At 63.6% G+C, this 22,129-nt stretch carries 24 protein-coding genes; 10 read left to right on the forward strand and 14 right to left on the reverse strand.

The window, feature by feature from the left end; genetic code table 11:
* The first annotated feature begins 20 nt into the window (after window positions 1-20).
* Window positions 21-281 (forward strand): hypothetical protein, encoded by a 261-nt coding sequence (locus J7E83_RS17190; RefSeq protein WP_214964694.1) that lies wholly within the window; start codon window positions 21-23, stop codon window positions 279-281.
* 17 nt (window positions 282-298) lie between these two features.
* Here J7E83_RS17190 and mctP read toward each other — a convergent pair whose 3' ends face one another.
* Both mctP and J7E83_RS17200 read right to left on the reverse strand, forming a co-directional pair.
* The gene (gene mctP / locus J7E83_RS17195; protein WP_214964696.1) at window positions 299-1,990 is read right to left on the reverse strand and encodes a monocarboxylate uptake permease MctP; all 1,692 of its coding nucleotides are present in this window, start codon (window positions 1,988-1,990) and stop codon (window positions 299-301) included.
* Complete coding sequence (locus tag J7E83_RS17200; protein WP_214964698.1) at window positions 1,987-2,268, reverse strand: DUF3311 domain-containing protein; 282 nt, start codon at window positions 2,266-2,268, stop codon at window positions 1,987-1,989. Before J7E83_RS17200 ends, mctP begins: the two co-directional genes overlap by 4 nt.
* A gap of 225 nt (window positions 2,269-2,493) precedes the next feature.
* Between J7E83_RS17200 and J7E83_RS17205 the strand changes: the two genes are divergently transcribed.
* Window positions 2,494-4,386, forward strand: a complete 1,893-nt coding sequence (locus J7E83_RS17205) for a transketolase (protein WP_251044004.1) — start codon at window positions 2,494-2,496, stop codon at window positions 4,384-4,386.
* Window positions 4,387-4,522: 136 nt separating this feature from the next.
* Complete coding sequence (locus J7E83_RS17210; RefSeq protein ID WP_214964700.1) at window positions 4,523-4,915, forward strand: nuclear transport factor 2 family protein; 393 nt, start codon at window positions 4,523-4,525, stop codon at window positions 4,913-4,915.
* 90 nt (window positions 4,916-5,005) lie between these two features.
* Here the strand turns inward: J7E83_RS17210 and J7E83_RS17215 are convergent, their stop codons facing one another.
* On the reverse strand, window positions 5,006-5,203 hold the full coding sequence (locus J7E83_RS17215; protein ID WP_214964701.1) for a hypothetical protein: 198 nt from the start codon (window positions 5,201-5,203) through the stop codon (window positions 5,006-5,008).
* Window positions 5,204-5,378: 175 nt separating this feature from the next.
* On the opposite strand from J7E83_RS17215, the gene J7E83_RS17220 reads away from it, so the two are divergent.
* From J7E83_RS17220 to J7E83_RS17235, 4 genes are read left to right on the forward strand one after another with little or no spacing between them, the layout of a single operon-like run.
* Complete coding sequence (locus J7E83_RS17220) at window positions 5,379-5,972, forward strand: sulfite oxidase-like oxidoreductase (protein ID WP_214964703.1); 594 nt, start codon at window positions 5,379-5,381, stop codon at window positions 5,970-5,972.
* Between the two features lie 10 nt (window positions 5,973-5,982).
* Complete coding sequence (locus J7E83_RS17225) at window positions 5,983-6,720, forward strand: FAD-binding oxidoreductase (RefSeq protein ID WP_311379757.1); 738 nt, start codon at window positions 5,983-5,985, stop codon at window positions 6,718-6,720.
* Entirely contained in the window at window positions 6,717-7,064 is a 348-nt protein-coding gene (locus J7E83_RS21270) for a DUF6510 family protein (RefSeq protein ID WP_214964706.1), read from the forward strand. The genes J7E83_RS17225 and J7E83_RS21270 overlap by 4 nt, the downstream gene beginning before the upstream one ends.
* A 24-nt stretch (window positions 7,065-7,088) precedes the next feature.
* Window positions 7,089-7,559, forward strand: a complete 471-nt coding sequence (locus J7E83_RS17235) for an NUDIX domain-containing protein (RefSeq protein WP_214964707.1) — start codon at window positions 7,089-7,091, stop codon at window positions 7,557-7,559.
* On the opposite strand, the gene ggt is transcribed toward J7E83_RS17235, so the two are convergent.
* From ggt to J7E83_RS17250, 3 genes are all read right to left on the reverse strand, one after another.
* Complete coding sequence (ggt, locus tag J7E83_RS17240; protein WP_214964708.1) at window positions 7,556-9,391, reverse strand: gamma-glutamyltransferase; 1,836 nt, start codon at window positions 9,389-9,391, stop codon at window positions 7,556-7,558. The genes J7E83_RS17235 and ggt overlap by 4 nt on opposite strands.
* Window positions 9,392-9,479: 88 nt before the next feature.
* Window positions 9,480-9,683 (reverse strand): hypothetical protein, encoded by a 204-nt coding sequence (locus tag J7E83_RS17245; RefSeq protein ID WP_214964709.1) that lies wholly within the window; start codon window positions 9,681-9,683, stop codon window positions 9,480-9,482.
* 81 nt (window positions 9,684-9,764) lie between these two features.
* Window positions 9,765-10,322, reverse strand: coding sequence for an SRPBCC family protein (locus tag J7E83_RS17250; RefSeq protein ID WP_214964710.1), 558 nt, complete (start codon window positions 10,320-10,322; stop codon window positions 9,765-9,767).
* Window positions 10,323-10,482: 160 nt separating this feature from the next.
* On the opposite strand from J7E83_RS17250, the gene J7E83_RS17255 reads away from it, so the two are divergent.
* Window positions 10,483-12,648, forward strand: coding sequence for a glycogen debranching N-terminal domain-containing protein (locus tag J7E83_RS17255; protein WP_214964711.1), 2,166 nt, complete (start codon window positions 10,483-10,485; stop codon window positions 12,646-12,648).
* 13 nt (window positions 12,649-12,661) lie between these two features.
* On the opposite strand, the gene J7E83_RS17260 is transcribed toward J7E83_RS17255, so the two are convergent.
* From J7E83_RS17260 to J7E83_RS17275, 4 genes are read right to left on the reverse strand one after another with little or no spacing between them, the layout of a single operon-like run.
* Window positions 12,662-14,776 (reverse strand): alpha-galactosidase, encoded by a 2,115-nt coding sequence (locus J7E83_RS17260; RefSeq protein ID WP_214964713.1) that lies wholly within the window; start codon window positions 14,774-14,776, stop codon window positions 12,662-12,664.
* Window positions 14,777-14,800: 24 nt separating this feature from the next.
* Window positions 14,801-15,712, reverse strand: a complete 912-nt coding sequence (locus J7E83_RS17265) for a carbohydrate ABC transporter permease (RefSeq protein WP_214964716.1) — start codon at window positions 15,710-15,712, stop codon at window positions 14,801-14,803.
* Entirely contained in the window at window positions 15,709-16,662 is a 954-nt protein-coding gene (locus J7E83_RS17270; RefSeq protein ID WP_214964718.1) for a carbohydrate ABC transporter permease, read from the reverse strand. Before J7E83_RS17270 ends, J7E83_RS17265 begins: the two co-directional genes overlap by 4 nt.
* Before the next feature lie 31 nt (window positions 16,663-16,693).
* Window positions 16,694-18,013, reverse strand: a complete 1,320-nt coding sequence (locus J7E83_RS17275) for an ABC transporter substrate-binding protein (protein ID WP_214964720.1) — start codon at window positions 18,011-18,013, stop codon at window positions 16,694-16,696.
* A 215-nt stretch (window positions 18,014-18,228) separates the two neighbouring features.
* On the opposite strand from J7E83_RS17275, the gene J7E83_RS17280 reads away from it, so the two are divergent.
* Together J7E83_RS17280 and J7E83_RS17285 are read left to right on the forward strand one after the other, a co-directional pair.
* The gene (locus J7E83_RS17280) at window positions 18,229-18,417 is read left to right on the forward strand and encodes a hypothetical protein (protein ID WP_311379758.1); all 189 of its coding nucleotides are present in this window, start codon (window positions 18,229-18,231) and stop codon (window positions 18,415-18,417) included.
* Window positions 18,418-18,425: 8 nt separating this feature from the next.
* Complete coding sequence (locus J7E83_RS17285) at window positions 18,426-19,007, forward strand: hypothetical protein (protein ID WP_214964722.1); 582 nt, start codon at window positions 18,426-18,428, stop codon at window positions 19,005-19,007.
* Here the strand turns inward: J7E83_RS17285 and J7E83_RS17290 are convergent.
* The 4 genes from J7E83_RS17290 to J7E83_RS17305 form a co-directional block, all read right to left on the reverse strand.
* Window positions 19,004-19,429: a ChaB family protein gene (locus J7E83_RS17290; protein ID WP_214964724.1), complete on the reverse strand. Its 426-nt coding sequence runs from the start codon at window positions 19,427-19,429 to the stop codon at window positions 19,004-19,006. The genes J7E83_RS17285 and J7E83_RS17290 overlap by 4 nt on opposite strands.
* 66 nt (window positions 19,430-19,495) lie before the next feature.
* Window positions 19,496-20,434: a 5'-3' exonuclease gene (locus tag J7E83_RS17295; RefSeq protein ID WP_214964725.1), complete on the reverse strand. Its 939-nt coding sequence runs from the start codon at window positions 20,432-20,434 to the stop codon at window positions 19,496-19,498.
* Between the two features lie 11 nt (window positions 20,435-20,445).
* On the reverse strand, window positions 20,446-20,937 hold the full coding sequence (locus J7E83_RS17300) for an HAD domain-containing protein (RefSeq protein ID WP_214964727.1): 492 nt from the start codon (window positions 20,935-20,937) through the stop codon (window positions 20,446-20,448).
* Window positions 20,938-21,073: 136 nt separating this feature from the next.
* Window positions 21,074-22,117, reverse strand: coding sequence for an NAD(P)-dependent alcohol dehydrogenase (locus J7E83_RS17305; protein ID WP_214964729.1), 1,044 nt, complete (start codon window positions 22,115-22,117; stop codon window positions 21,074-21,076).
* Between the last annotated feature and the right edge of the window lie 12 nt (window positions 22,118-22,129).

The raw sequence follows: 22,129 nt of genomic DNA on the forward strand, positions 1-22,129 counted from the left end.
ACAGGAAAGCGAGACCAGCAGTGATTACCCTCCGGCAGGATTCCCAGGGCTTTATCCGGATGAACAGGCATTTTCCGGCCAGCGCCGCCGTGTCAATTACCTTCACCGACGGGACGCAGGAGGTCCTCACCGGGAAGCGGCTCAACCAGGTCTACGACGAGGCCCTTGCCGCGTACCGGGCGGAGAACCAGCTGGACGCCAAGGGCTTTTCCCGCGGACCACGGAAAAAGGTCCATCCCGGAATCGAGTTCGTGGCGGTTCGGCCAGGGATGGCCGAGTAGAAACAAGCGGAGACGTATCAGACAGTGGTTCCGGGCTCGGCCAGAGGGTATTCGCGCTGGATCTGCGCCACCTTCGGGTCGTTCTCGTCCGCTCCGTAATCGGAGTGGCGGGTGATGTCCTTCCCGTCGGGAAGCTTCATGGCCCGGAAGACCAGAGACAGGACGACGGCGACGATGAGGTTTATCGCAAAGGCCACGACAGCGATGTAAACCTGCACATCGGTGCCGGGGATAGCCGCAATGGAGCCGCCGAAGTTTGCCTTCGTGACCGGGTTGACCACGTTGTAGGCGGCGATGGTGCCGTAGAGGATCCCGGCGGCCCAGCCCGCGAAAAGCGCCCACCTGTGGAACCAGCGGGTGTAGAGACCAGCCACGATTGCGGGGAATGTCTGCAGGATCCAGATACCGCCCAGGAGCTGCATGTTAATGGCTGTCGACTGGTCCATCGCAATGACGAAGATCAGCGCCCCGAACTTCACCACGAGTGAGGCGATCTTGGAGACGCTGGCTTCCTGCCGGGGGGTGGCCTCAGGCTTGATCAGGTCCCGGTAGATGTTGCGGGTGAACAGGTTCGCGGCGGCGATCGACATGATCGCGGCCGGAACCAGGGCACCGATGGCGATGGCGGCCAGCGCGATCCCGGCGAACCAGGCCGGGAAGTGATCCAGGAACAGTTGCGGCACCACCAGCTGCGGGTTGACAGCACCGTTCAAGTCGATGGGCTTGGTTCCGGCGTAAATGGCCACGTAGCCCAGCAGCGCCAGGAACCCCAGCATCAGCGAGTACAGCGGCAGCACTGCGGCGTTCTTTCGGATCGTGTTCCGGCTCTTGGTCGCCAGGACGCCGGTGATCGAGTGCGGATACATGAACAGCGCCAGGGCCGAGCCGAGGGCCAGCGTCCAGTAGGCCGAGTAGCTCGCCGCGCCAGGAATGAAGACCCCCGCGGGTTTGCCGGTGGCCGGGTTGACCGCGCCCAGTTTGGTCTGCGCTGCGCCGAAGATGTTGTCCCAGCCCCCGAACTTGATCGGCAGGTAGATCACCGCAACGATCACGGCCAGGTAGATCAGCAGGTCCTTAACGACGGCGATCAGGGCTGGAGCGCGCAGACCCGACGTGTACGTGTAGGCGGCCAGGACCACAAACGCGATGATCAGGGGCAGGTCCGTCAGCAGCACGTTCTCTGCACTGCCCAGGCCCAGTACCGTGAGCACAGCCTTGATGCCGACCAGCTGCAACGCGATGTACGGCATGGTCGCAACAATCCCCGTGACCGCGACGGCAAGGGTAAGCGCCCTGCTGCCATAGCGGCCGCCAACGAAGTCTGCCGGCGTCACGAACCCATGCCGGTGGGAGACGGACCACAGCCGGCTCATCAACAGGAACACGATGGGATACAGCACGATGGTGTATGGCACAGCGAAGAAGCCGCTCACGGCTCCGGTGGCCCACATCGCCGCGGGCACGGCCACGAATGTATAGGCCGTGTAGAGGTCGCCGCCGAGCAGGAACCAGGTCACCCAGGTGCCAAAACCGCGGCCTCCGAGGCCCCACTCGTCCAGGCTGTGCAGCCCTGTCTCCTGCCCGGCGCGCCACCGGGCAGCCACGAAGCCCAGAGCGGCAACCGCGACGAAGAGGATGATCACGATGGTCAGAGCGACGCCGCTTACCGGCCGGTCCGGTGCGGCCAGCGGCACGGCAAGGCTGTTCATGACACCTGCCCTCCGTTCGCCGTACCCCGCACGGTCTCGCGCCGCCGCCGGTCCTCCTTGCTGACCAGCCAGTACGAGATGCCCACGAGGCCCGCGGTGATCGGAATCCAGGCCATCTGGTACCAGTAGAAGAACGGAATGCCGGCAAGCCGCGGCTTATCGAACGAATACGCGGGGACAAACAGCGGAACCACGACGGCGATGGCCAGGAGGACACCGGCGATGATATAAGGACCGGGCCGGGCGGGTCCGCGGGTTGGCACATCAGGACTGGACATGGACGCCTCCTCATCGAGACGGCCCCCGGAGCGGGAGGAATTCCCAGGACGTGCCGGCGGCCTGAGGACCGGATGTCGTACCGGCCTATAAACAGAATAGACACCGGATTAGCTCTCCGACAGATGCTGGGAAACTTGGATCTTCCGCTGGGACCCGCTTGCGGGTATGACAGGTATAGGCGGCCCGGCTACGAGGACCCACTGAGCGCATGAAAGGCAATTTCGATGACCGAACAGCAGGGCCAGGCACCGGCGCAGATGACCACCGCTCAGACCGGCATCATCAGAAGCCTCGCCGCACAGCTGCGGGTGGACGCCATCCGGTGCAGCACACAGGCCGGCTCAGGCCACCCCACCTCGTCCCTGTCCGCCGCGGATCTCATGGCCGTTCTGCTGGAACGGCACCTGCGTTATGACTGGGACCAGCCTGCGCTGCCAAACAATGACCATCTTATTTTTTCCAAGGGTCATGCGTCCCCGCTCCTGTACTCCATGTATCGGGCCGTAGGCGTGGTCAGCGAGGACGAACTGATCAATACTTACCGGCAGTTCGGAAGCCGGCTTCAGGGCCACCCCACACCCATCCTGCCCTGGGTGGATGTGGCCACCGGCTCACTCGGCCAAGGGCTGCCTGACGCCGTGGGCGTTTGCCTGGCCGGACGCTACCTGGACCGGCTCCCGTACCATTCGTGGGTGCTCTGCGGGGACAGCGAGCTCGCCGAAGGCTCCATGTGGGAGGCATTGGATAAGGCTGCGTACTACAAGCTTGGAAACCTCACCGCCATCGTGGACGTCAACCGGCTGGGCCAGGACGGGCCGACGGAACTCCAATGGGACATGGACCGCTATGCGCGGCGTGTGGAGGCCTTTGGAGGCCACCCGCTGATCATCGACGGCCACGATGTTGCCGCCATCGACGACGCGCTCGCGGAGGTGCGGTCCCACCCCGACCAGCCCACGGTGGTTCTCGCCAAGACGATCAAGGGCAAGGGCGTGCCCGAGGTAGAGGACAAGGACGGCTGGCACGGCAAAGCCCTTCCGCAAGACATGGCCGAACGCGCCGTGGCAGCCCTCGGCGGTCCCGGAAGCCTGCGGATCACCACGGCCCTGCCCGAACCGGGCACACCCGCCATCACCCCCAATCCTGAGGCGGCCGTCAGCCTGCCCAGCTGGGAGGTTGGCGAAAAGGTCGCCACCAGGGCCGCCTTTGGCGCTGCGGTGTCGGCGCTGGCCGCCCGTCCCGAAATCGTGGTCCTGGACGGCGAAGTCGGAAACTCCACCCATGCCGGCGAGTTCAAGGACGCCGCCCCGGACCGGTACTTCGAGATGTTCATAGCCGAGCAGCAACTCATCGCCTCCGCCGTCGGACTGTCGGTCCGCGGCTACGTGGCATTCGCCGCAAGTTTTGCCGCCTTCCTCGTCTCCCGGCCCTTTGATTTCATCCGGATGGCAGGAGTATCCCAGTGCAGCATCCGGCTGGTCGGTACCCACGCCGGCGTCGAGATCGGCCAGGACGGTCCGTCCCAGATGGCCCTGGAGGACATCGCCGCCATGCGGGCTGTGCACACCTCCACGGTGCTTTACCCAGCCGATGCGCCATCCACCGCGCAACTCGTCAAGACCATGGCCGACACCCCCGGAATCTCTTACCTGCGGGCCACCCGCGGTGGCTACCCGGTCATCTACGGTCCGGACGAAGAGTTCCCGCTGGGAGGCTGTAAAGTCCACCACGCCGGTCCTGACGACGCCGTGACACTCATCGGCGCCGGGGTGACCTTGCACGAGTGCCTCACCGCCGCCGGGCAGCTGGCCGAGGGCGGCATCAACGCCCGCGTCATCGACCTCTATTCCCTCAAACCCATCGATTCCGAGACTCTGCGCACAACCTGCCTCGACACCGGGGGAAGGATCGTCATCGCAGAAGACCACTATCCAGAGGGAGGCATCGGCTCAGCCGTACTCGAAGCGCTCGCCGGCACCGACACCCCTGAGCTCCACGCCGTCTTGCTTGCCGTCAAGTCACTGCCCACGTCCGGCACTCCCGAAGAGCTGCTCGACGCTGCCGGAATCTCCGCCCGCCACATCGTCGCAGCGGCCCGGCGCCTCTTGGTGTCCTGAGCAGAGTTGAGCAGACATAAACACCTGGCCTGCTTGCGGAATAACTGTGGACATCCCCGGCTGGCGGTGGGACTATGGCCGGACCGGAGTCGTGCCGCATCCATGCGTCGGCCCGGACGCGAGGCTGGAGGAACCGATGTCCGGATCCGATCTCGATCTGGCCGTGGAGCACTACCATCAGGCCCTCGATGCGTTCGTCATGGGAGATGCCGCCCCACAGAAGAAGATGTTTTCAACAAGGGATGACGTCACTCTCGCCAATCCGCTCGGTCCGCCTGCCCGGGGCCGGAGTGAGGTCGAGAAAACCATGGACCGGGCAGTTTCACTGCTCAGGGAAGGCGAGCCCACGCGTTTTGAGAGAATTTCCGCGTACGCCGGCCCAGATCTGGGGTACATCGTTGAAATCGAGCGAACCCGGGCGAAGGTGACAACCATTTTCCGGTTGGAAGACGAAGGATGGAAGGTTATCCACCGTCATGCGGATCCCATAACTTCTCCGCGGCCCATCGAGACGGTCGTCCAAACGTAGCTCAAGAACGCGCAAAAAAGGGAGGCTCCGCCGTGAACTGGTCACTGTCGTGAACCAGTCACTGTGCAGAGTCTCCCTCTTGGCGGGCGCCTAGACTTTTTCGCTGATCCGGTCTGGCTTCAGATCGGCGCTTTCCTCCAGCTTGGCGATGTAAGCCCACATCCTGGATTCCTCCGCCTGAACCTGAGGCTCCGGGGCCTCCTTGGCACCCGTTTCACCGCGCTCTTCAGCTTCCTGCACGGCGTCCTTCCGGTAGTAATGCCATCCTTCGCTCGATGAATAGCACATCACAGACCTCCTTAAGTGGCTGTCCCTAAATCCTCCTACCAATGAAGACCCAAGTCGACCCCCAGCTCCTCCCGCATTGAACCAACGGCACGTGTCTGGACGCCTGTCGGGCCGTTGACATATCGTGGGGGAACCGGTCACAATCGACGGCGGCGCTCCTTAACGGAGGTATCTGATGGGCATCATTTCGTCCGGTTTTCATGGAAGGCGCCAGGCCGAGAATCCGGCAACACCTCCGGGGCAATACGAGACTGGAAGCTTTCCCGTGCTGACGGCTGGCCCTGCGCCTGATATCCCCACCGAGGACTGGGAATTCTTCATCACTACCGGGGAGGGGCAGCGCCAAACGTGGTCCTGGGAAGCGTTTATGGCGTTACCCCAGGCTGATATCCGGACCGACATTCACTGCGTGACCAGCTGGTCCAAGCTCGGCACTTCGTGGCGCGGCGTCTCCCTGGACACTTTGTTCGAGGATGTGCAAACAACTTCAGAGTTCACGACGGCCCATTCCTACGGTGGCTACACAACTAACCTCCCGCTGCGGGACCTTCTGGATGGCAGGAGTTGGGTTGCCTGGGAATTCGACGGCGCGCCCCTGGAGCGCGCCCACGGCGGGCCGGCCCGGCTGCTTGTGCCGCACCTGTACTTCTGGAAGAGCGCCAAGTGGATTAACGGCATTGAGCTGACGCAGGAGGATGTCCCGGGGTTCTGGGAATCCAACGGCTATCACATTCACGGCGATCCGTGGCGTGAGGAGCGGTACTCGTGAGGCTGGTTTCGTGAGTACCCTGTGGCGCGTCGCCGACGTCGTCAGCGGCTATCCGGAAACCGAAACGTCCAGAACCATCGGGCTCCGTGTGGACGGCTTGATGGGCAACCTCCCCGGCCAGCACATCGATATCCGCCTCACGGCGGAGGACGGTTACACCGCAGTGCGCTCCTACTCCGTGGCCTCGGCAGGCAGGGACGAAATCATGGAGATCACTGTCGACGAACTGGCCAACGGGGAAGTCTCCCCTTATCTGGTCAGGGACCTGGCAGTCGGAGACCAACTGGAGATCCGTGGGCCCGTGGGTGGCTGGTTCGTCTGGCGTCCCACGGACACGAACCCGGTTCAGCTGATCGCAGGAGGATCGGGCATCGTGCCGCTCATGGCCATGATCAGGGCCCATGAAGCATCGGAGAACACGTCACCGTTCCGGCTTCTGTATTCCCTCAAATCACCAGAGGCGGGGTTCTACCGGGAGGAGCTGCTCACCTTGAGCGAGAAATCCCGCAAGCTCACCATCGACTATGTCTACACACGCAAGGTGCCGCAGGGCTGGCCAACTGCTCCGAAGCGCCTCACGGCAGAAACGCTGCTGGCGAACATCCTGCCGCCGGACTTCTACCCGGAAACCTTCATCTGTGGTCAGACAATATTTGTCGAAACGGTCTCAGAATGGCTCGTGCAGGCAGGCTATCCGGCCGCTTCGATCAAAACTGAACGCTTCGGCGGAACGGGAGGGACCCGGTGACCGGAAAGAACGGCTCCGCTTCGCCGGACGCTGAAGACCCGCGCCCCGAGGATCAGGACATCCTAGGTAGCGCCGGCAATCCGATACCTCATCTCGACGGAAACGCAGCGGCCGGGCCGCTGTGGGAACTGTTCCGTATCGATGTCATCGCGGCTATAGGCCGTTGTAAGCACTGTGGCGCTGTCCGGGCCTTCGGCGAGGCAAAGGTCTATGCTGACGGCCCTGGAATCGTTGTGCGCTGCAGCTCCTGCGAGGGTGTCTTGCTGCGATTGGTAGAGACTCCCACCCAGTTCTGGCTCGACGTGAGCGGGCTGAGCTATCTGCAGATTGACCGCGAGAGCTAAGCCCGTTCTGGAGGGTGGGGGTAAATGACGGTCCTGAGCGCGGGGATTTTGCTGTACCGCCGTAGCCCCACAGCGGGGTTGGAGGTGTGGATAGCCCATATGGGCGGGCCGTTCTGGGCTCGCAAGGATGCCGCCGCCTGGTCCATCCCTAAGGGCGAATACCTCGACGATGAGGACCCGCTGGTAGCGGCGCAGCGTGAGTTTGCGGAGGAGATTGGCGCTCCCCCGCCCGCCGCCGACTATAGCCTGCTGGGAACTTTCAGGCAGCCCTCGGGCAAGATCATCACGGTGTTCACGGCAGAGTCAGACTTTGAGCCCGGAGGTGTCGTGAGCAACACGTTTCCACTGGAATGGCCGAGGGGATCAGGCACAGTTCGGAACTACCCTGAGATCGACCACGCCGAATGGACTAACGAGCCCGTCGCCCGCACCAGGCTGGTCCGAGGCCAGCTGCCGGTCCTCGACGGGCTCATCCGTCACCTGCAGGGCGGCTAACGGTCCTGGGTCAGCGGTTTGAGTACCAGCGCGGAGCCGCCCCCGCGCCTTTCGGGCTCAGCCGCGGCCACCATGCTCCCGTCCGGCAAGAACTCGATGGCGGTGGCCGCGCCAATCTCCGCTGCAGAGGTGAACGCGTCACCCGACGGCGTGAACTGATGGCCGTAGGGTGCCAGCTCGGTTCCGTAAGCCGCGATGAAAGCCGGCTCGGCCGTGACCTTTGCCGTGTTCCGTTGCGATGCACGCGGTGCCGCGATCGCCTCGGAGATGCTCATGCCCAGATCCACCCGGTTCACTATCGTCTGCAGGACGGTGGTGATAATCGTCGACCCGCCAGGCGAGCCGAGAGCGAGGAACGGCTTGCCGTCCTCGAGGATGATGGTTGGCGACATCGAGGAGCGCGGGCGCTTTCCCGGCTCGATCCGGTTCGGGTCGGCCGGGTCGTAAACAGTCGAGAAGTCGGTCAGCTCGTTGTTGAGCAGGAAGCCGCGGCCTGGGACCACGATGCCGGACCCGCCGGTCTGCTCGATCGTGAGCGTGTACTCGACTACGTTCCCCCACTTGTCCGCGACCGTCAGGTTGGTGGTCGAGATGTCCTCGGTGTCCTTCTCATCGGCGAGTGGCGCGGCGGAAGCCGGGCACACGCCGTCGTACGCTGACACGTCACCTGCGGGGACGGGCTTCACGGCGGCCTGGTGCGGATCGATCTGGCAGGCGCGCTCCTTGCCGAACAGCGGGTCGGTTAGCGCGGATGTAGGGACGTTGACAGACGCGGGGTCGCCCACGTACTTGCCGCGGTCGGCGAAGGCAAGCGCGCTGGCCTCGAGGTAGTGATGCAGGGCGTCGGCGCGGGACATCTCAGAAATGTTGAATGTGTCCAGGATGTTCAGCGACTCGCCGACTGTCGTCCCCCCGCTGCTTGACGGCGCCATGCCGTAGACGTCCAGGCCGCGGTAGTCAACGTGCGTGGGCGCCTGGTCCAGCGCGCGGTAGGCGGCGAGGTCCGCCGTGGTCATGTGACCGCGCGGGACCGGCAGCGTAGTGGTGGCTGTCTTCGGCGGAGCCTGGACAGTTGCCGCGATTTCGGCCGCGAGCGGGCCGGTGTAGAACGCGCTGGTCCCCTGCTTGGCAAGGAGCCGGTATGTCTCGGCCAGGTCGCGGTTCTGGAAGACACTGCCGACGGCGGGTGCGTCGCCGCCGGGGAGGTAGAGGCTGCTCGTCGAGGTGAACGCCCCGAACCGGAGTTTGTTGTCCAGGGTCTGCTGGCGGAACGTTTCATCCACGACAAAACCCCGAGTCGCCACCTTGATGGCAGGCCTAAGGGCGTCGCTGAGGCTCAGTGTGCCCCAGCGCTCGAGTGCCCGCTCCCAAGTGGCCGGGGTGCCAGGGACTCCGACGGAAACGCCACTCGTGACGAGCTCAGGCGTGAAATTGTAGGCTTTGCCGGTTGCTGGGTTGATGAACGCGTCCTGCGGCATCGCTGCCGGTGCGGTCTCCCGGCCGTCGATCGTGCCCACCTGGCCGGTCTTCGCATCGTAGAACACGAAGTAGCCGCCCCCACCGATTCCGGCGCTGTACGGCTCCGTTACACCGAGCGTTGCCGCTGCCGCGACTGCGGCGTCCGCCGCGTTGCCGCCCTTGCGCAGGACCTCGATGGCGGCAGCGGATGCCTCGGGGTCCACGGTGCTTACCGCGCCGCCGTAGCCGGTGGCTGTCGCGGTCTTTTCCGTTTCCCGCGGATCGGCGAACGCGGGGCTGGCCACGGCGCCGCCCGTCACGCTCAAAGCCACAGCCGCCGTGACGGCAGCCAGTTGACGTCTCATAGATGGCATGGTCGCTCCCGAGTGAAGGTGGTGCGAGTTGAAGGTGAGGGTCACACTACTCCGCCGCCGTGCGACTCTCAACGCCTGCATGCTTTGCCTAACTGGCAGGCGTCACGACGTCCTCCAGCATTGACCGGTCGAAGAATCGAACCTCGCCCGTTGCCTCAAAGAAGACCGGAACGACCGAAGTGCTCGGGTCCTTCGAGGTCTCATAGATCTCGGGCGCGCCCCCGTGTTTGCGTGCAATCGTCCCAATCAGGTCGGTGCCACGAACCCGGACAGTTCGGTACTTGTAGCTCATCTGGACCCCTTCGTCGGCTAAAGCAAACCCTACTCCGTGAACGACTGCGGGCACCGGAGGGCGCGCGGTTCGATGGAGGTGTCAGGTACGGTACCGATGCTTCTGCCGGCGGAACGTAGGCGGCGGAGGCGGCGGGACTGACCAGGTGTCATCGGGATGCCGACGGCGGCGGAGCTCCAGGGCGAGGCTCTCCTGGCCGCGGGCCATTGCCCAGCGGTGGTTGGCTGCGAAGGCAGGTTTCAGCAGCCAACTCAAGCGCCGCAACAGCGGTTTGGCGGTACTGACCCGCCAGTCGTACGTGATGACCGTTTCCGGCCCGTCCTGCTCGAACGTCCACCGGCCCGTTCCGTTCAAGTCCCCGGCGGCAGTAAGAGCGAAACCACGGTTCGTAACAGGTTCGGTGAGGGTCAAGGTCCAGCTGAGAGTGTAGGGCAGCCAACCTTTGGTGTGAAGGCGGACGGGTCTGGGGATGCCTGAGGGCAGGTTGTGCCCGGTGGTCTCCGGAGCTGGCTCGACGGCGAGGTAGACCGAGGGCCACCAGCGGGGAAGGGTTGTGCCATCACCCAGGACAGCGGCGACTTCCTGTGAAGAGCCAGCGACGCGCCAAATGGTCTGGAATTCGTAGTCAACGCTGCCCATGGCCGCCTCCTGGTCCCATCGACGCTACTCTTCCGTACTCTCATGAGGCAACAGGGAGCCCACCGCGGGCGTGGTCGTCCGGTCGAACCATCTGGCACGCCTCCGGACATCGGCGTAGATTCAGCTCAGTTCAAGGTGCTGTTTTCACGAGGAGCCTGTCATGGCTGGATGGAATGCGGACAACGCGGCCGGATCCACGGGGCAGGGAGCCGTCACCCTGGTGGCGGGATCCTCCTTCTGCATCTCGCTGCAGAACGGCGACGTCTTCCCGCATCATCCTCACGGCGTTTTCTATCGGGACACCAGGATCCTCTCGCGCTGGGCGCTCACCGTGAACGGGCAACCGCTGGAACCGCTGGGGGCGTGGACCCCCTCGCCATACCAAGGCACGTACGTCGGTAGGGCTGCACGGTCCGACGGCCGCGCGGACAGCCCGCTGACCGTTGAACGGAAGCGGGAGGTTGGTGCCGGCATCGTGGAGGACATCAGAATTCACAACTATTCCCTTCAGCCGGAGCCGTGCGAGATAGCGCTTGCGGTGGATGCGGACTTCGCTGACCTTTTCGAAGTCAAGGACGGACGATTTCACCGGGTCTGGGACCAGACCCGGCGCTCCAGGTCCGGGTCGTTGACGATCGAAGCGGCCTGGCAGGGGACGCGGAAGGGGATCGTCGTGCGGGTGCGTGATGCCGAGCTCACCGCCGAAGGCCTCATCCTGCGCATGACCGTCCCTGCTCATGGACAGTGGGATGTGCGGGCAACTGTGCTGCCGCTGACAGCCGAAACCGACGTCGATGCCGGCCTGCCGACCGTCTCCCTCTCAGCCGTCATGATCTCTGCACAAGAGCAGCGGCAGAAGGCATGGGAGGCGCAAATTCCGCTTCCCCACGTCGGCGATCCGTCCGTCGAACGAAGCCTCCGGCGCAGCCATGACGATATCGGAGCCCTGCGCATCGTTGACCCCGACCATCCAGACCGTATGGTGGTCGCCGCAGGAGCGCCATGGTTCATGGCGCTGTTCGGACGGGATTCGTTACTGTCGTCCTTCATGGTTCTGCCCGTCGATGCGACGCTGGCGTTGGGCACCCTGCAGACGCTGGCCGACAGGCAAGGGGTGAAGGTTGATCTGCTGACCGAAGAGCAGCCGGGCCGGATTCTGCACGAGGTTCGGCTCGACGTCGGGACCGGTCTGGCTCTGGGCGGCAGATCAGCCTACTACGGCACCGCCGACGCGACACCCTTGTTCGTGACTCTGCTCGGCGAAGCAACCCGCTGGGGACTCGGCGCCGGGGACATAGCCGCGCTGGTGCCCCATGCAGACCGCGCCATGGACTGGATCAGGGACTACGGCGACCGTGACGGGGACGGGTTCGTCGAGTACGAGCGCCTCAACGACCACGGCCTCATCAACCAGGGCTGGAAGGACTCCTGGGATGGAATCAATTTTGCCGACGGCCGCCTCGCCGAGGCCCCTATCGCGTTGTGTGAGGTGCAGGGCTATGTCTATAGCGCCTACAACGCCCGGGCGTGGATGGCGTACGACGCCGGAGACCGGGCTCTCGCTGTTGATCTCCGCGACCGTGCCCGGCGGCTGAAAAGACAGTTCAATGATCAGTTCTGGCTCCCGGACCGCGGGTACTACGCAATCGCGCTCGACCGGGACAAACGGCCGGTGGACGCCTGCGCGTCCAACATGGGCCACTGTCTATGGTCCGGCATCGTGGATGAGGATAAGGCACCACAGGTGGTGCAGCGGCTCATGTCTCCGGAGATGTTCAGCGGCTGGGGAGTTCGGACCCTGGCAACGGACATGGGCGCCTACAACCCGGTCAGCTACCACAACGGCTCCGTCTGGCCTCACGACAACGCGCTCATCGTCGCAGGGTTCATGCGGAACGGCTTCGTCAAGGAGGCTCAGCAGCTCTCCTCCGCGCTCATGGAAGCCGCCGAGTACACGGACAACCGGCTGCCCGAATTGTTCTGCGGGTTCAGCCGAAGCGACTGCCCCGAACCTCTCCCCTATCCCACCGCCTGCTCTCCCCAAGCATGGGCATCGGCCACGCCTGTTTTGCTGCTCCGGAGCCTCCTGCGCTACGACGCAAACGCCTCCCTGGGCGCCCTGTGGATAGACCCCGCCTTGCCGGAAGCGTGGGGAAACCTGCACACCACCAACCTGCCTGTGGGCGGGGCACGGGTCACGATCGACGTGTCGGGGTCCCGCGTAGCAGTGGAGGGGTTGCCGGACGGAATGGTGTTCCACCAGGCAACAAGGCCGCTGCTGGCCGATCTCCTTGCCGATGTCCTCGAGATGGACGGCCGCGCCTGATCAAGAGCCCGAGTCAGAGGGCGTTAGCGGCAATCAGGATGGCATGTTCGGGGTTGAGGTTTGGCATGGGTAACCCGACGTGGGCGAGGAATTGTCCCGTGGCCTCCACTCCGTCGAGGCTCCAGGCGGAGGGAGCAGCCTGGGTGAAGGTAGTTTTGGCAGTCGGGTAAAGCACCTCCACCCGGTAGCGGGTTTTGGCTTCCAGTCCCGGAAGACAGACTGGCCCGGGCATCTCGGCCCGGGAGGTGGCCAGTGCAGCCAGAGTGAACAGTCCTTCCCGGGTGTCCTCGGATATCACCCCTCGCAGCAGCAGGGAAGGATCGGGGTGGTCACTGTTGATTGCCCTTCCGGTGTGGATGAGGTGACGGTACTGCTTGTACAGGCCGATGACCTGCTTAAGCTCCTCCCGTTCCTCGCCGGTTACTGTGCGGACATCCCATTCCATGCCAAAGTGACCGAACAGCGCCGTCAGTGCCCTGAAGGAGAGGCTGAGCCTGCGGTGGGTTGTGTGCGACGTGGTGGGTCCGACGTGGGCGCCCACCAGTTCCGGCGGAATGATGAGCTCGGTCCAGCGCTGGATGGTTTGCCGTTCCAGGGCGTCGTTGCAGTCGGATGTCCAGATCCTGTCGGTGCGTTCAAGGATGCCGAGGTCCACGCGGGCCCCCCCGGAGGAGCAGCTTTCAATTTCGACGCCTGGGTGGGCGGCGCGGAGGGTGTCCATGAGCCGGTAGACGGCCTTTGTCTGGGCATGAACCGAGGGTTTTCCGCCGTGGCCCATTTCTGTCAGGTCGCGATTCTGGTCCCATTTAAGGTAGCTGATGTTGTTATCGTTCAGCAGGGTGTTGAGCCGCTCGTGGATGTAGTCCCAGGCTGCGGGGTTTGCCAGGTCCAGCACCTGCTGGTTCCGCCATCGTTCGGGGACGCGGGCCGGCCCGTCGGGATCAGCGGGTCCGGAGATCCAGTCGGGGTGCGCCCGGATGATGTCGGAGTCTTCGTTGACCATCTCGGGTTCGACCCAGAGTCCGAATTCCATGCCGCGCTCGGTCACCCCGTTGATGAGCGGCGTTAGTCCGTCCGGCCAGACGGCCTCGTCGACGTACCAGTCGCCGAGGCCCTTGGTATCGTCACGGCGGCCCCGGAACCAGCCGTCATCGAGGACGAAGCGTTCGACGCCGAGGTCGGCGCCTGACTCGGCGAGTTCCATGAGCACGTCCAGGTTGTGGTCGAAATAGACCGCCTCCCACGTGTTCAGGACCACCGGGCGTGGACGTGCAGGGTGGTGGGGCCGGTTGCGGAACCAGCCGTAGAACGATTCGGTGATGCCGTCCAAGCCCCGATCGGAGTAGGCGGCATAGAGCCAGGGCGTTCGGTACGAGGAGCCGGCTGCCAGTGTCACTTCCCCGGGCGCGAGCAGTTCGCCGGCGCCGAGGACTGTGTGTCCGCTGGCGAGGGTGTCGGCGAAGGTTTCGTGGTTCCCGCTCCAGCCCAGATGCAGCGCCCACACCTCTCCGGCACGGTTACTGAAGCCGGCGGAGCCGGCGGCCAGGACCAGGCTGGAATCATGGCCCGTCCGTCCGTGGCGTCCTGAGCGGACCCAGGTGCCTTGCTGGAGGGGCCGTCGCTGGGGGTGCCGTTCCCGGCACCAACGGCCGGTAAGATCGAGCAGCTCCGCGGCACCGGGACCAGCAGGCAGGACCAGCTCCAGGCCTTCGAGCCGGTAGTCCAAGCCAGTGTCGTTAGTCAGTTCGTGGCGCAGTTGCAGCAGGCCGCCGTCGTTCAGGAGCAGTTCGGTACGCACGCTCAAGCCCACTCCGGGGTCCGACTGGGTGATTACGCAGCCGGCTGCTGCGGTGCGTTCGGCGGAAACCAGCCGCAGCCGGGGCGAGAAGTCCCGGCCGTCGCGGCTGCCGCGCAGCCCGGGCCGCCCCCGCCAGCCCGACGAGGCCTGCGGCAGGAGCCCCATCCGGACCGGGATGTCCAACGACGACGGCGGGACGGGGTCCTGCAGCAGGGCCAGCTCAGGCAGTTCCTCTCCGAGGTCCGCGCCCCAATGGATGAATGCGGGCTCCGGCGCGGAAAGATCGATCAGCAGGCTACGGCCGGCTGAGCGCAGGTACAACGACTCCAAGGGGCTCCTCACATGTGTGCGGCGTCAGCCCTTGCTGGAGCCGAGGGTAAGGCCAGCCACAAAATGGCGTTGCAGGATGACGTAGATGATCAGCGTGGGGATCGCTGTGATCATGGCACCGGCAGCGATCAGGTTGTAGTTGGAGAGGAAGTTACCCTGCAGGTTGTTGATCGCGGTGGTCACCGGCAACCTGTCACCGCTTTGGATGAACAGGAGTGGCCAGAAGAAGTCGTTGTAGATGAAGATGACTTCGAGGGTGGCCATGGCGGCCAGTGCCGGGCGGGTGAGCGGCATGATGATGGACCAATACTGCGTCCACACGCTGGCGCCGTCCACCAGGGCCGCCTCGGTCAGGTCGGCGGAGAGGGCTTTCATGTAGTTCGAGAGGACGAAGGTGACGAAGCCTATCTGAAAGGCCATGTCGACAGCGATGACGCTGATGTAGGTATTCAGAAGGTTGCCCGAGTCACTGAACCAGTACGGCAGGTTGAAGTGCTTAAACATCTCGAACAGGGGTGCTGCCAGCACCTGCGGGGGCAGCAGGTTGCCTGCGGTGAACATGACCAGCAGCGTGATGTTGAACTTCCAGTTGAAGCGGCTGACCGCGAACGCCATCAGGGACGCGAAGAAGAGTGTCAGCAGGACCGTTGGGACGGTGATCAGCACCGAGTTCCAGAAGTACCTGGAGAATCCGCCCTGGCTCCAGGCCTGGATGAAATTGTCGAAGTTGAACGTTCCTTGAAGGCTGAAGTAGCCGTATTTATCGGTGTCCGCCTTGGGCCGGAGCGCCGTGAACAACGACCAAACCAATGGGATGAGCCAGATCACCGCCATCACCGTCAGGAAGATGTGTGTGCCGTAGTGCCTTTTTCGTTTGCTGCCCACGGGTACGGCCGCGTGGACCGTTTCAGCTGGCGTGGCTACCGGGATGCTCATTCCGCCGCTCCCTTGTTGAATGTGCGGGCCAGGTACCAGGTGATAGGCACCAGCGAGATGACAAGCAGGATGACCGCCAGGGCTGAGCCGACGCCGATGACCTGCCCTTCACCGACAAGGTTCTGGATGACCAGGGCGCTGATGAGTTCAAGGCCGTTGGTTCCGCGATTGATGACATAGACGATATCGAAGGCACGCAGCGATTCGATGATGGTGATCACGATGATGACGATGTTGACTGGGCGCATCGCCGGGAAAACCACCCTGAAGAAAGTCTGCGTGGCATTGGCTCCGTCGAGTGCGGCGGCCTCGCGCAGGGACGGGTCCACCCCCTTAAGCCCGGCCAAATACAGGATCATGACATAGCCGGCATGCCGCCAGGTTGCAGCGAACAGGGCGGCCCAAATGTTCACGCTCGAGTCGCCGAACCAGTCCACGGCGGCCGGCGTGCCGGCGGTGCCGAGCAGGAAGTTGAGCAAGCCGTTGTCGCGGTTGTAGAACAACTGCCAGATGATGCCGATCAGCGCCAGCGAAAGCATCACGGGAGTGAAGAAAATACTCTGGTAGATCTTGCTCCCCTTGATCTGCTGGTCGAGCAGGACCGCAAGCAGCAGGCCGAGGGGCGTCGCTATGACGGCGAGGAAGACCAACCATAGGACATTGTGCTGGACAGCTGGCCAGAACGGTGGATAGTCCTCGGCCACGAACTGGTAGTTGGCGGCCCCTGCTGGTTTGATGTCAGCGAGGTCAAGGCCGTTCCAGCGGGTGAAGGAAAGTGCGATTGACAGCAGTGTGGGGATCCAGACCAGTGTCAGCTGAATCAGGGTTGGCACCGCCACCATGATGCCGAGAACAATCCTGTCCCGTCCCGTAAGGCGGCGTACCCGCCGGTTCCTGGCCGGCGCCTCCGTGGCGGCGCCGGCTGCGGACGTTTGCGTTGAGGAGCTCATGAGGTGATTCTCTTTCGCGCGCAATCCTGCATCACTGCGCGGCGTACAGTGCCTTGGCCTGGGACTCCAGGTTCTTCACGTCCACACTGCCATCCTTGATGAAGCTCTGCAGGGCAGGGATCATGACATTGTTGGCCATCGCGGGAAGGGCGTCCCGGTCAAAGAATTGACTGATGCTCTTGGCGTCCGCGATCATCTGCGCGCACTTCTTGTTCAGGGGTGTGAACTTCGAGGTGTCGGAGCCCTTCGCTGCCTGGATATTGGAAGGGTCCACAGAGGCGTACACGTTCTGGGCCTCCGGCGTGCCCATGTAGGCCAGGAAGTCCTTAGCCGCCTGGTTATCTCCGCCTCTCTTGGAGAGCATGAGCCCGTCAATGGGGGCCTCGACTGCGTCCATACCCTCCATCGCGAGCTCGGGGAACGGGAACATATCAATGTCGTCCAGCACGGCTTTGTCGGTGAACTGCTGGGTAACGAAGGAACCAAGCAGATACATGCCGGACTTCTGCCCGGCGAGGCTCTGCGCGGAGTCCTGCCAGGTCATACCCAAGGCGTTCGGGTTCTGGAAGGGCAGCAAAGCCTTCCAGGTGTCGAAGACATCGCTGACCTTCTTCTGGTCCCAGGATTCCTTATGTGCGGTCAAGTCCAGGTGGAACTGGTAACCGTTCAGCCGCATATTCAGGTAGTCGAATGTCCCCATTGCGGGCCATCCGTCCTTGTCCGCGAATTCGATCGGGATCAGGCCATCGGCCTTCATCTTGGCCGCGAGGGTCTTGAGCTCGTCGAAAGTCTTCGGAACCTGGTACCCCTTCTGCGCCCACAGGCTCTTTCGGTAGAAGAATGCCCAGGGGTAGTTGTAGTTGGGGACGAAGTACATCTTGCCGTCGTCACCGGTTGATGCCTTCTTCATGGCGTCCGAGAAGTTGCCGCCGATCTTCTCCCAGACATCGTCGATTGGGGCGACCAGACCCTTGCCTGCGTAGTAGCGCATCCGGTAACCGGAGAACCAGGTAAACGAGTCGTCCGGGCTTCCCTGCAGGTAGCTGTTGATCTTGTTCTGGAAATCGTTGTGCGGGACCACGTTGGTGGTCACGGCGTTCCCTGTCTTCTTGGTGAAGGCGTCCGTCACAGCCTGGTAGGCCCTCTTGGGCACGTCATCAGAGGCGTTGGACCCGAACGTCAGTGACTTCGAAGAGGAGCCCCCGCCGGAGGGAGCGCTGCCTCCGGTACAGGCCGCGAGCAGGGGGGCAGCGGCAATGCCGGCAGCGCCGATGCCTAGGGTCTTCAGCAGAGTCCGGCGGTTCAGGTCGGCCTTAGCAGTGGCGAAAAAAGCATTGTCATGGCTGGGCATGTCTACTCCCTTGTAAATCAGCGTGGCGGGGCTCACAACATCTATGTCCGGATAGTATCGAAAACGAACATGAAAGCACAGAGGGCACCGTCAAAACTTCGAAAACTCTCAGGCAACTGGCAGCTGTCACGAAGAGTATGCGCCCTGCTCCAACGAATTTCTGTACCTAGAGCTACTATGTTTGAGACCCTTCACATCCAGGTACAGGAGTGTCGGTGCGGATTGGTAAAGACCTGGTGGCGGCCTCAGCCACGCCGCTTGTGCCTGGCATATTGTGCGAAGGCGACCTGTACGGCTATGCCATCCTGAAGCGCGTGAGCGAGTTGTCGAGCGGCGGCATGCAGTGGACCGACGGGATGCTTGACGCCGCGATCGTTGTTTTCCCGCCCCTGTTTGGCTTTTAGCGGTCCCGATGCAAACGCTTCCGCGCATCACGGTGGAGATGCCGATGCTCAGGATAGGACAGGGCCCCTCTGACTACGAGGCCCTGGGCAGCTACGTTAATGCTTTGCGCAGGCCGCAGGGGCTGCACCTGACCCTGCTGCATATCGGGATCCTGCTGGACTTCTCCCAGGACGTCGCGGAGTGGACCAACGGTATTACCAGCCCTGGCGCGGCGGCGGCAAGGACGGTCAGGTGGTTGCAGGCACTGCCTGTATTGGATGGCTTTTCCGGAAGGACGGAACGGCTGATCGTCCTCGGAGGCGGAAGCATCGCCGGGCTTGAAGTGGAGGTGCCTCACCACGTGTATGACTACCAGGTCTTCCTTGTGCAGGGCCTGCACCAGCTGCTGCACGAGCTGCTCGTGGACGACGTGGACGACTTCATCCTCAGCTCACGCGCACTCGGCTTCAGGTACCCCCGCTGGGTGCCGCACGTAGCCGTAGGCCGCCCGCTGGCCAGGGACCGGGAACCCCGGCGGTTTCCCCCGCTGAACGTCGAATTCGGCGAATCTCGGATCAGGAACGGCCGGTTCCTGCCAGCCGGCCCTTAGCCCCCACGCGCCTTCCTGGTGGCGGCGTCGTTGGCCTTCTGCAGCGCTTTGACCAGTTGACCCTTATCCATTTTTGAACGGCCGTCAATGTTCAGTTCCTGGGCACGCCTGTAAAGGTGCTCCTTCGAGGCGTTGGCGTCCACGCCCCCAGCGGTGGGCTCAGATGATTCAATTCCCTCCTCCGCATGTTTGTCGGAAGGGCCCGGCTCCTCCTTCGGCTCCCAATGGTCGCCCACCTTCTCGTAGCTGTGTTTCAGCGATGCATAGGCTGCACGCGCAGCACGGCCCTCGTCGTTGTCGTAGGACTCCAGGGCAGAATCGTACGTTTTGGCGAAAGTGTCCTGGGCCTTCTGCTCAGAGCGCTGCAGGGTCGAGGGAAGCTCTTCCTTGCGGGCGTGGTCATTCTTGCCGGTCTTGGGCATGGCACCCATCCTCCTTCCATCAGCAGGCTGATCATCCGGATGGAAACCAGCTTAGTCATCCCTACTTCACGTGCGTGCGTCGAGCGCCTCGAGGAGCCGTTTGACCGAGCCGCCGAGGTTCCACTCGGTGCCGAGACGCTCAAGTTCGGCGCGCGAATCCCCCATGACGGAGCGCAGTTGCGCACCCGCCTCCTCAAGCGTTGGCAGTTCCAGGTCACGCACGATCTTTACGACGGTGGGCGCGACGCTGAGGTAGTCCGTGGCCGCGGCGAGTTTCGCGCGCACTGATGGGGACAAACCACTTCCCGCATCTGCTGCCGCCGCGAGCAGCCCGTCGAGCGTGCCGTACTCCCCGAGAAGGACCGCTGCAGTCTTCTCGCCGATGCCGGCCACCCCTGGCAGACCGTCCGAAGCGTCGCCTCGGAGGGTCGCGTAGTCGGCGTACTGTTCAGGCAGCACCCGGTACTTGCCCACGACGACGACATCCGTCACGATTTCGAGGTTCTTCATGCCGCGGGCGGTGTAGATCACCCGTACCTGGCGGGCGTCGTCGACGACCTGGAAGAGATCCCGGTCCCCCGTTACTACATCAACCGGAGGCCCGGCATGGCTTGCATAGGTGCCGACGACGTCGTCGGCCTCATGTTCGGCGGCCCCCACGATCGCGATGCCGGCGAGATCGAGCACCCGGCGGATCATCGGAATCTGGGCCTCAAGCGCGTCCGGCACCACCTCCACGTCGGGGGACCCCACCACAATGTCCGCGACCCGATGCGACTTGTAGGTCGGGAGGAGGTCAACCCGCCACTGCGGACGCCAGTCGTCGTCCCAGCAGGCCACAAGGTGCGTCGCGCCGTATTCGGTGGTGAGCCGCGCGATCATATCCAGCAGGCCGCGAACGGCGTTCACCGGTGTGCCGTCGGCGCGGCGGATCGTGTCAGGCACACCGTAGAAGGCACGAAAGTACAGCGACGCAGTGTCGAGCAGCATCAGACGGTCGGGCATAACTGATCCTCTCAGACGCCGACGCCGCCATCAACGAAGACTTCGACTGCCACGACGTGGACTTCCGTCAGGCCCTGGGCCGGCGTCGTCTTCTCCAGCAGGACCGGCCGGTCGTGATGTTGCGCCCACTCGCGCGCATCGGCCCCGAGCACATCATCAATCCACACGACGCCATCCCAGTCCGCTTCACCCAGGAGTTCCATCCTGCTCAGCCACCGGCTCACCTGCCGGAGCTTCGGTGTCGCGGCATCGGACTCACTAATGGCCCGTGACAGAAGCGGTACCCGGAGCGGTTCAACGGCCAGCTGCAACTGCCTCTCCAGTCCGGCCGTCTGCTCCGCAGGCAACGTCGAGACCCACGCGATCCGTCCAAGGGCTGCCAGCCTTCTGACCAGGGCGACCCTGGTATCGGACATGGCGAGTTCCGGCTCTTCGCCGGGACCGGCGTCACGGGGAATGGCGTTCAGCACGCCATCAATGTCCAGGAGAATCAGCAGCTTCATGAGAATGCCCCTGTCCATGTTCCGACTGAAAAGCCAGCTTACCCGCCGGCCGAGCAGTTTGGGATGGTGCGGGATCCGCATTGCCCGCTCCCGCCCTTACAGCTTCTGAGCCTGACTGGATCAGAAATGGCTGAGGTCAGAACGTGCCTGCGTCGATGACAAAGCGGTACCGCACATCACTGGCTAGCACCCTTTCATAGGCGTCATTGATTTTGCTGGCCGGAATGATTTCCACCTCGGCCCCCAGCCCGTTGGCGGCACAGAAGTCGAGCATTTCCTGGGTCTGCCGGATGCCGCCCATCTTGGACCCGGCCAGGGTGCGGCGGAATCCAACGAGGGACCATGCACGATGCGTCAGCGGCTTCGGAGGCAGCCCGACGAGAACCATCGTGCCGTCCAGAGCGAGCAGGGAAAGATACTCGTCAATGTTGATATCGGCGGAAACGGTGTTGATGATGAGATCGAACCGGGATGTAAGGATCTCGAAGGTGGCAGGATCGGACGTGGCGTAATAGTGCTGTGCGCCGAGGCGGAGCGCGTCTTCCTGCTTCTTGAGGGACTGGCTGAGGACTGTGACCTCTGCGCCCAGGGCTGCTGCGATCTTGACCCCCATGTGGCCGAGGCCGCCCATGCCGATGATGGCCACGCGCTTGCCCGGTCCCGCGTTCCAGTTGCGCAGCGGTGAGTACATCGTGATGCCGGCACACAGCAGGGGTGCGGCGGCAGCTAGCAACATGCCGTCAGGAATCCGCAGAACATAGTTCTCATCCACAACGATGCTCGTGCTGTAGCCGCCGGCGGTCTGCAGACCGTCCCGGCCCACGGAGTTGTAGGTGCTTGTTGATCCGGCCAGGCAATACTGCTCCTCCCCTGCCAGGCAGTTTTCGCAGTTCCGGCAGGAATCCACGAAGCAGCCGACTCCCACTCGGTCACCGACCGCGTGGCGCGTCACGTTGGATCCGGCGGCCTCGACAACGCCGACAATTTCATGCCCGACGACGACCGGATATTTGACCCCTGACCAGTCGCCTCTCGCGGTGTGGATGTCGGAGTGGCAGATCCCTACAAATCCAATGGCGATACGTACCTCGCACTCACCGGGCTCGCGACGTTCGATAACGCCGGGCTCCAGTGGGGACGTGGCCGACGTGGCGAGATAGGCCCTGGCAATGGTGGACATCTTGTGGCTCCT

It is taken from the genome of Arthrobacter sp. ISL-48 (genome assembly GCF_018613805.1).
Lineage (GTDB): Bacteria > Actinomycetota > Actinomycetes > Actinomycetales > Micrococcaceae > Arthrobacter.

Excerpts from the sequence above, each read along its gene's own strand:
- J7E83_RS17275 (WP_214964720.1), bottom strand. The coding sequence starts at position 18,013 with ATGCCCAGCCATGACAATGCTTTTTTCGCCACTGCTAAGGCCGACCTG.
- J7E83_RS17300 (WP_214964727.1), bottom strand. The coding sequence starts at position 20,937 with ATGAAGCTGCTGATTCTCCTGGACATTGATGGCGTGCTGAACGCCATT.
- J7E83_RS17205 (WP_251044004.1), top strand. The coding sequence starts at position 2,494 with ATGACCGAACAGCAGGGCCAGGCACCGGCGCAGATGACCACCGCTCAG.
- J7E83_RS17200 (WP_214964698.1), bottom strand. The coding sequence starts at position 2,268 with ATGTCCAGTCCTGATGTGCCAACCCGCGGACCCGCCCGGCCCGGTCCT.
- J7E83_RS17255 (WP_214964711.1), top strand. The coding sequence starts at position 10,483 with ATGGCTGGATGGAATGCGGACAACGCGGCCGGATCCACGGGGCAGGGA.
- ggt (WP_214964708.1), bottom strand. The coding sequence starts at position 9,391 with ATGCCATCTATGAGACGTCAACTGGCTGCCGTCACGGCGGCTGTGGCT.
- J7E83_RS17245 (WP_214964709.1), bottom strand. The coding sequence starts at position 9,683 with ATGAGCTACAAGTACCGAACTGTCCGGGTTCGTGGCACCGACCTGATT.
- J7E83_RS17215 (WP_214964701.1), bottom strand. The coding sequence starts at position 5,203 with ATGTGCTATTCATCGAGCGAAGGATGGCATTACTACCGGAAGGACGCC.
- J7E83_RS17235 (WP_214964707.1), top strand. The coding sequence starts at position 7,089 with ATGACGGTCCTGAGCGCGGGGATTTTGCTGTACCGCCGTAGCCCCACA.
- J7E83_RS17210 (WP_214964700.1), top strand. The coding sequence starts at position 4,523 with ATGTCCGGATCCGATCTCGATCTGGCCGTGGAGCACTACCATCAGGCC.
- J7E83_RS17220 (WP_214964703.1), top strand. The coding sequence starts at position 5,379 with ATGGGCATCATTTCGTCCGGTTTTCATGGAAGGCGCCAGGCCGAGAAT.
- J7E83_RS17285 (WP_214964722.1), top strand. The coding sequence starts at position 18,426 with ATGCAAACGCTTCCGCGCATCACGGTGGAGATGCCGATGCTCAGGATA.
- J7E83_RS17305 (WP_214964729.1), bottom strand. The coding sequence starts at position 22,117 with ATGTCCACCATTGCCAGGGCCTATCTCGCCACGTCGGCCACGTCCCCA.
- J7E83_RS17295 (WP_214964725.1), bottom strand. The coding sequence starts at position 20,434 with ATGCCCGACCGTCTGATGCTGCTCGACACTGCGTCGCTGTACTTTCGT.
- J7E83_RS17270 (WP_214964718.1), bottom strand. The coding sequence starts at position 16,662 with ATGAGCTCCTCAACGCAAACGTCCGCAGCCGGCGCCGCCACGGAGGCG.
- J7E83_RS17250 (WP_214964710.1), bottom strand. The coding sequence starts at position 10,322 with ATGGGCAGCGTTGACTACGAATTCCAGACCATTTGGCGCGTCGCTGGC.
- mctP (WP_214964696.1), bottom strand. The coding sequence starts at position 1,990 with ATGAACAGCCTTGCCGTGCCGCTGGCCGCACCGGACCGGCCGGTAAGC.
- J7E83_RS17290 (WP_214964724.1), bottom strand. The coding sequence starts at position 19,429 with ATGCCCAAGACCGGCAAGAATGACCACGCCCGCAAGGAAGAGCTTCCC.
- J7E83_RS17265 (WP_214964716.1), bottom strand. The coding sequence starts at position 15,712 with ATGAGCATCCCGGTAGCCACGCCAGCTGAAACGGTCCACGCGGCCGTA.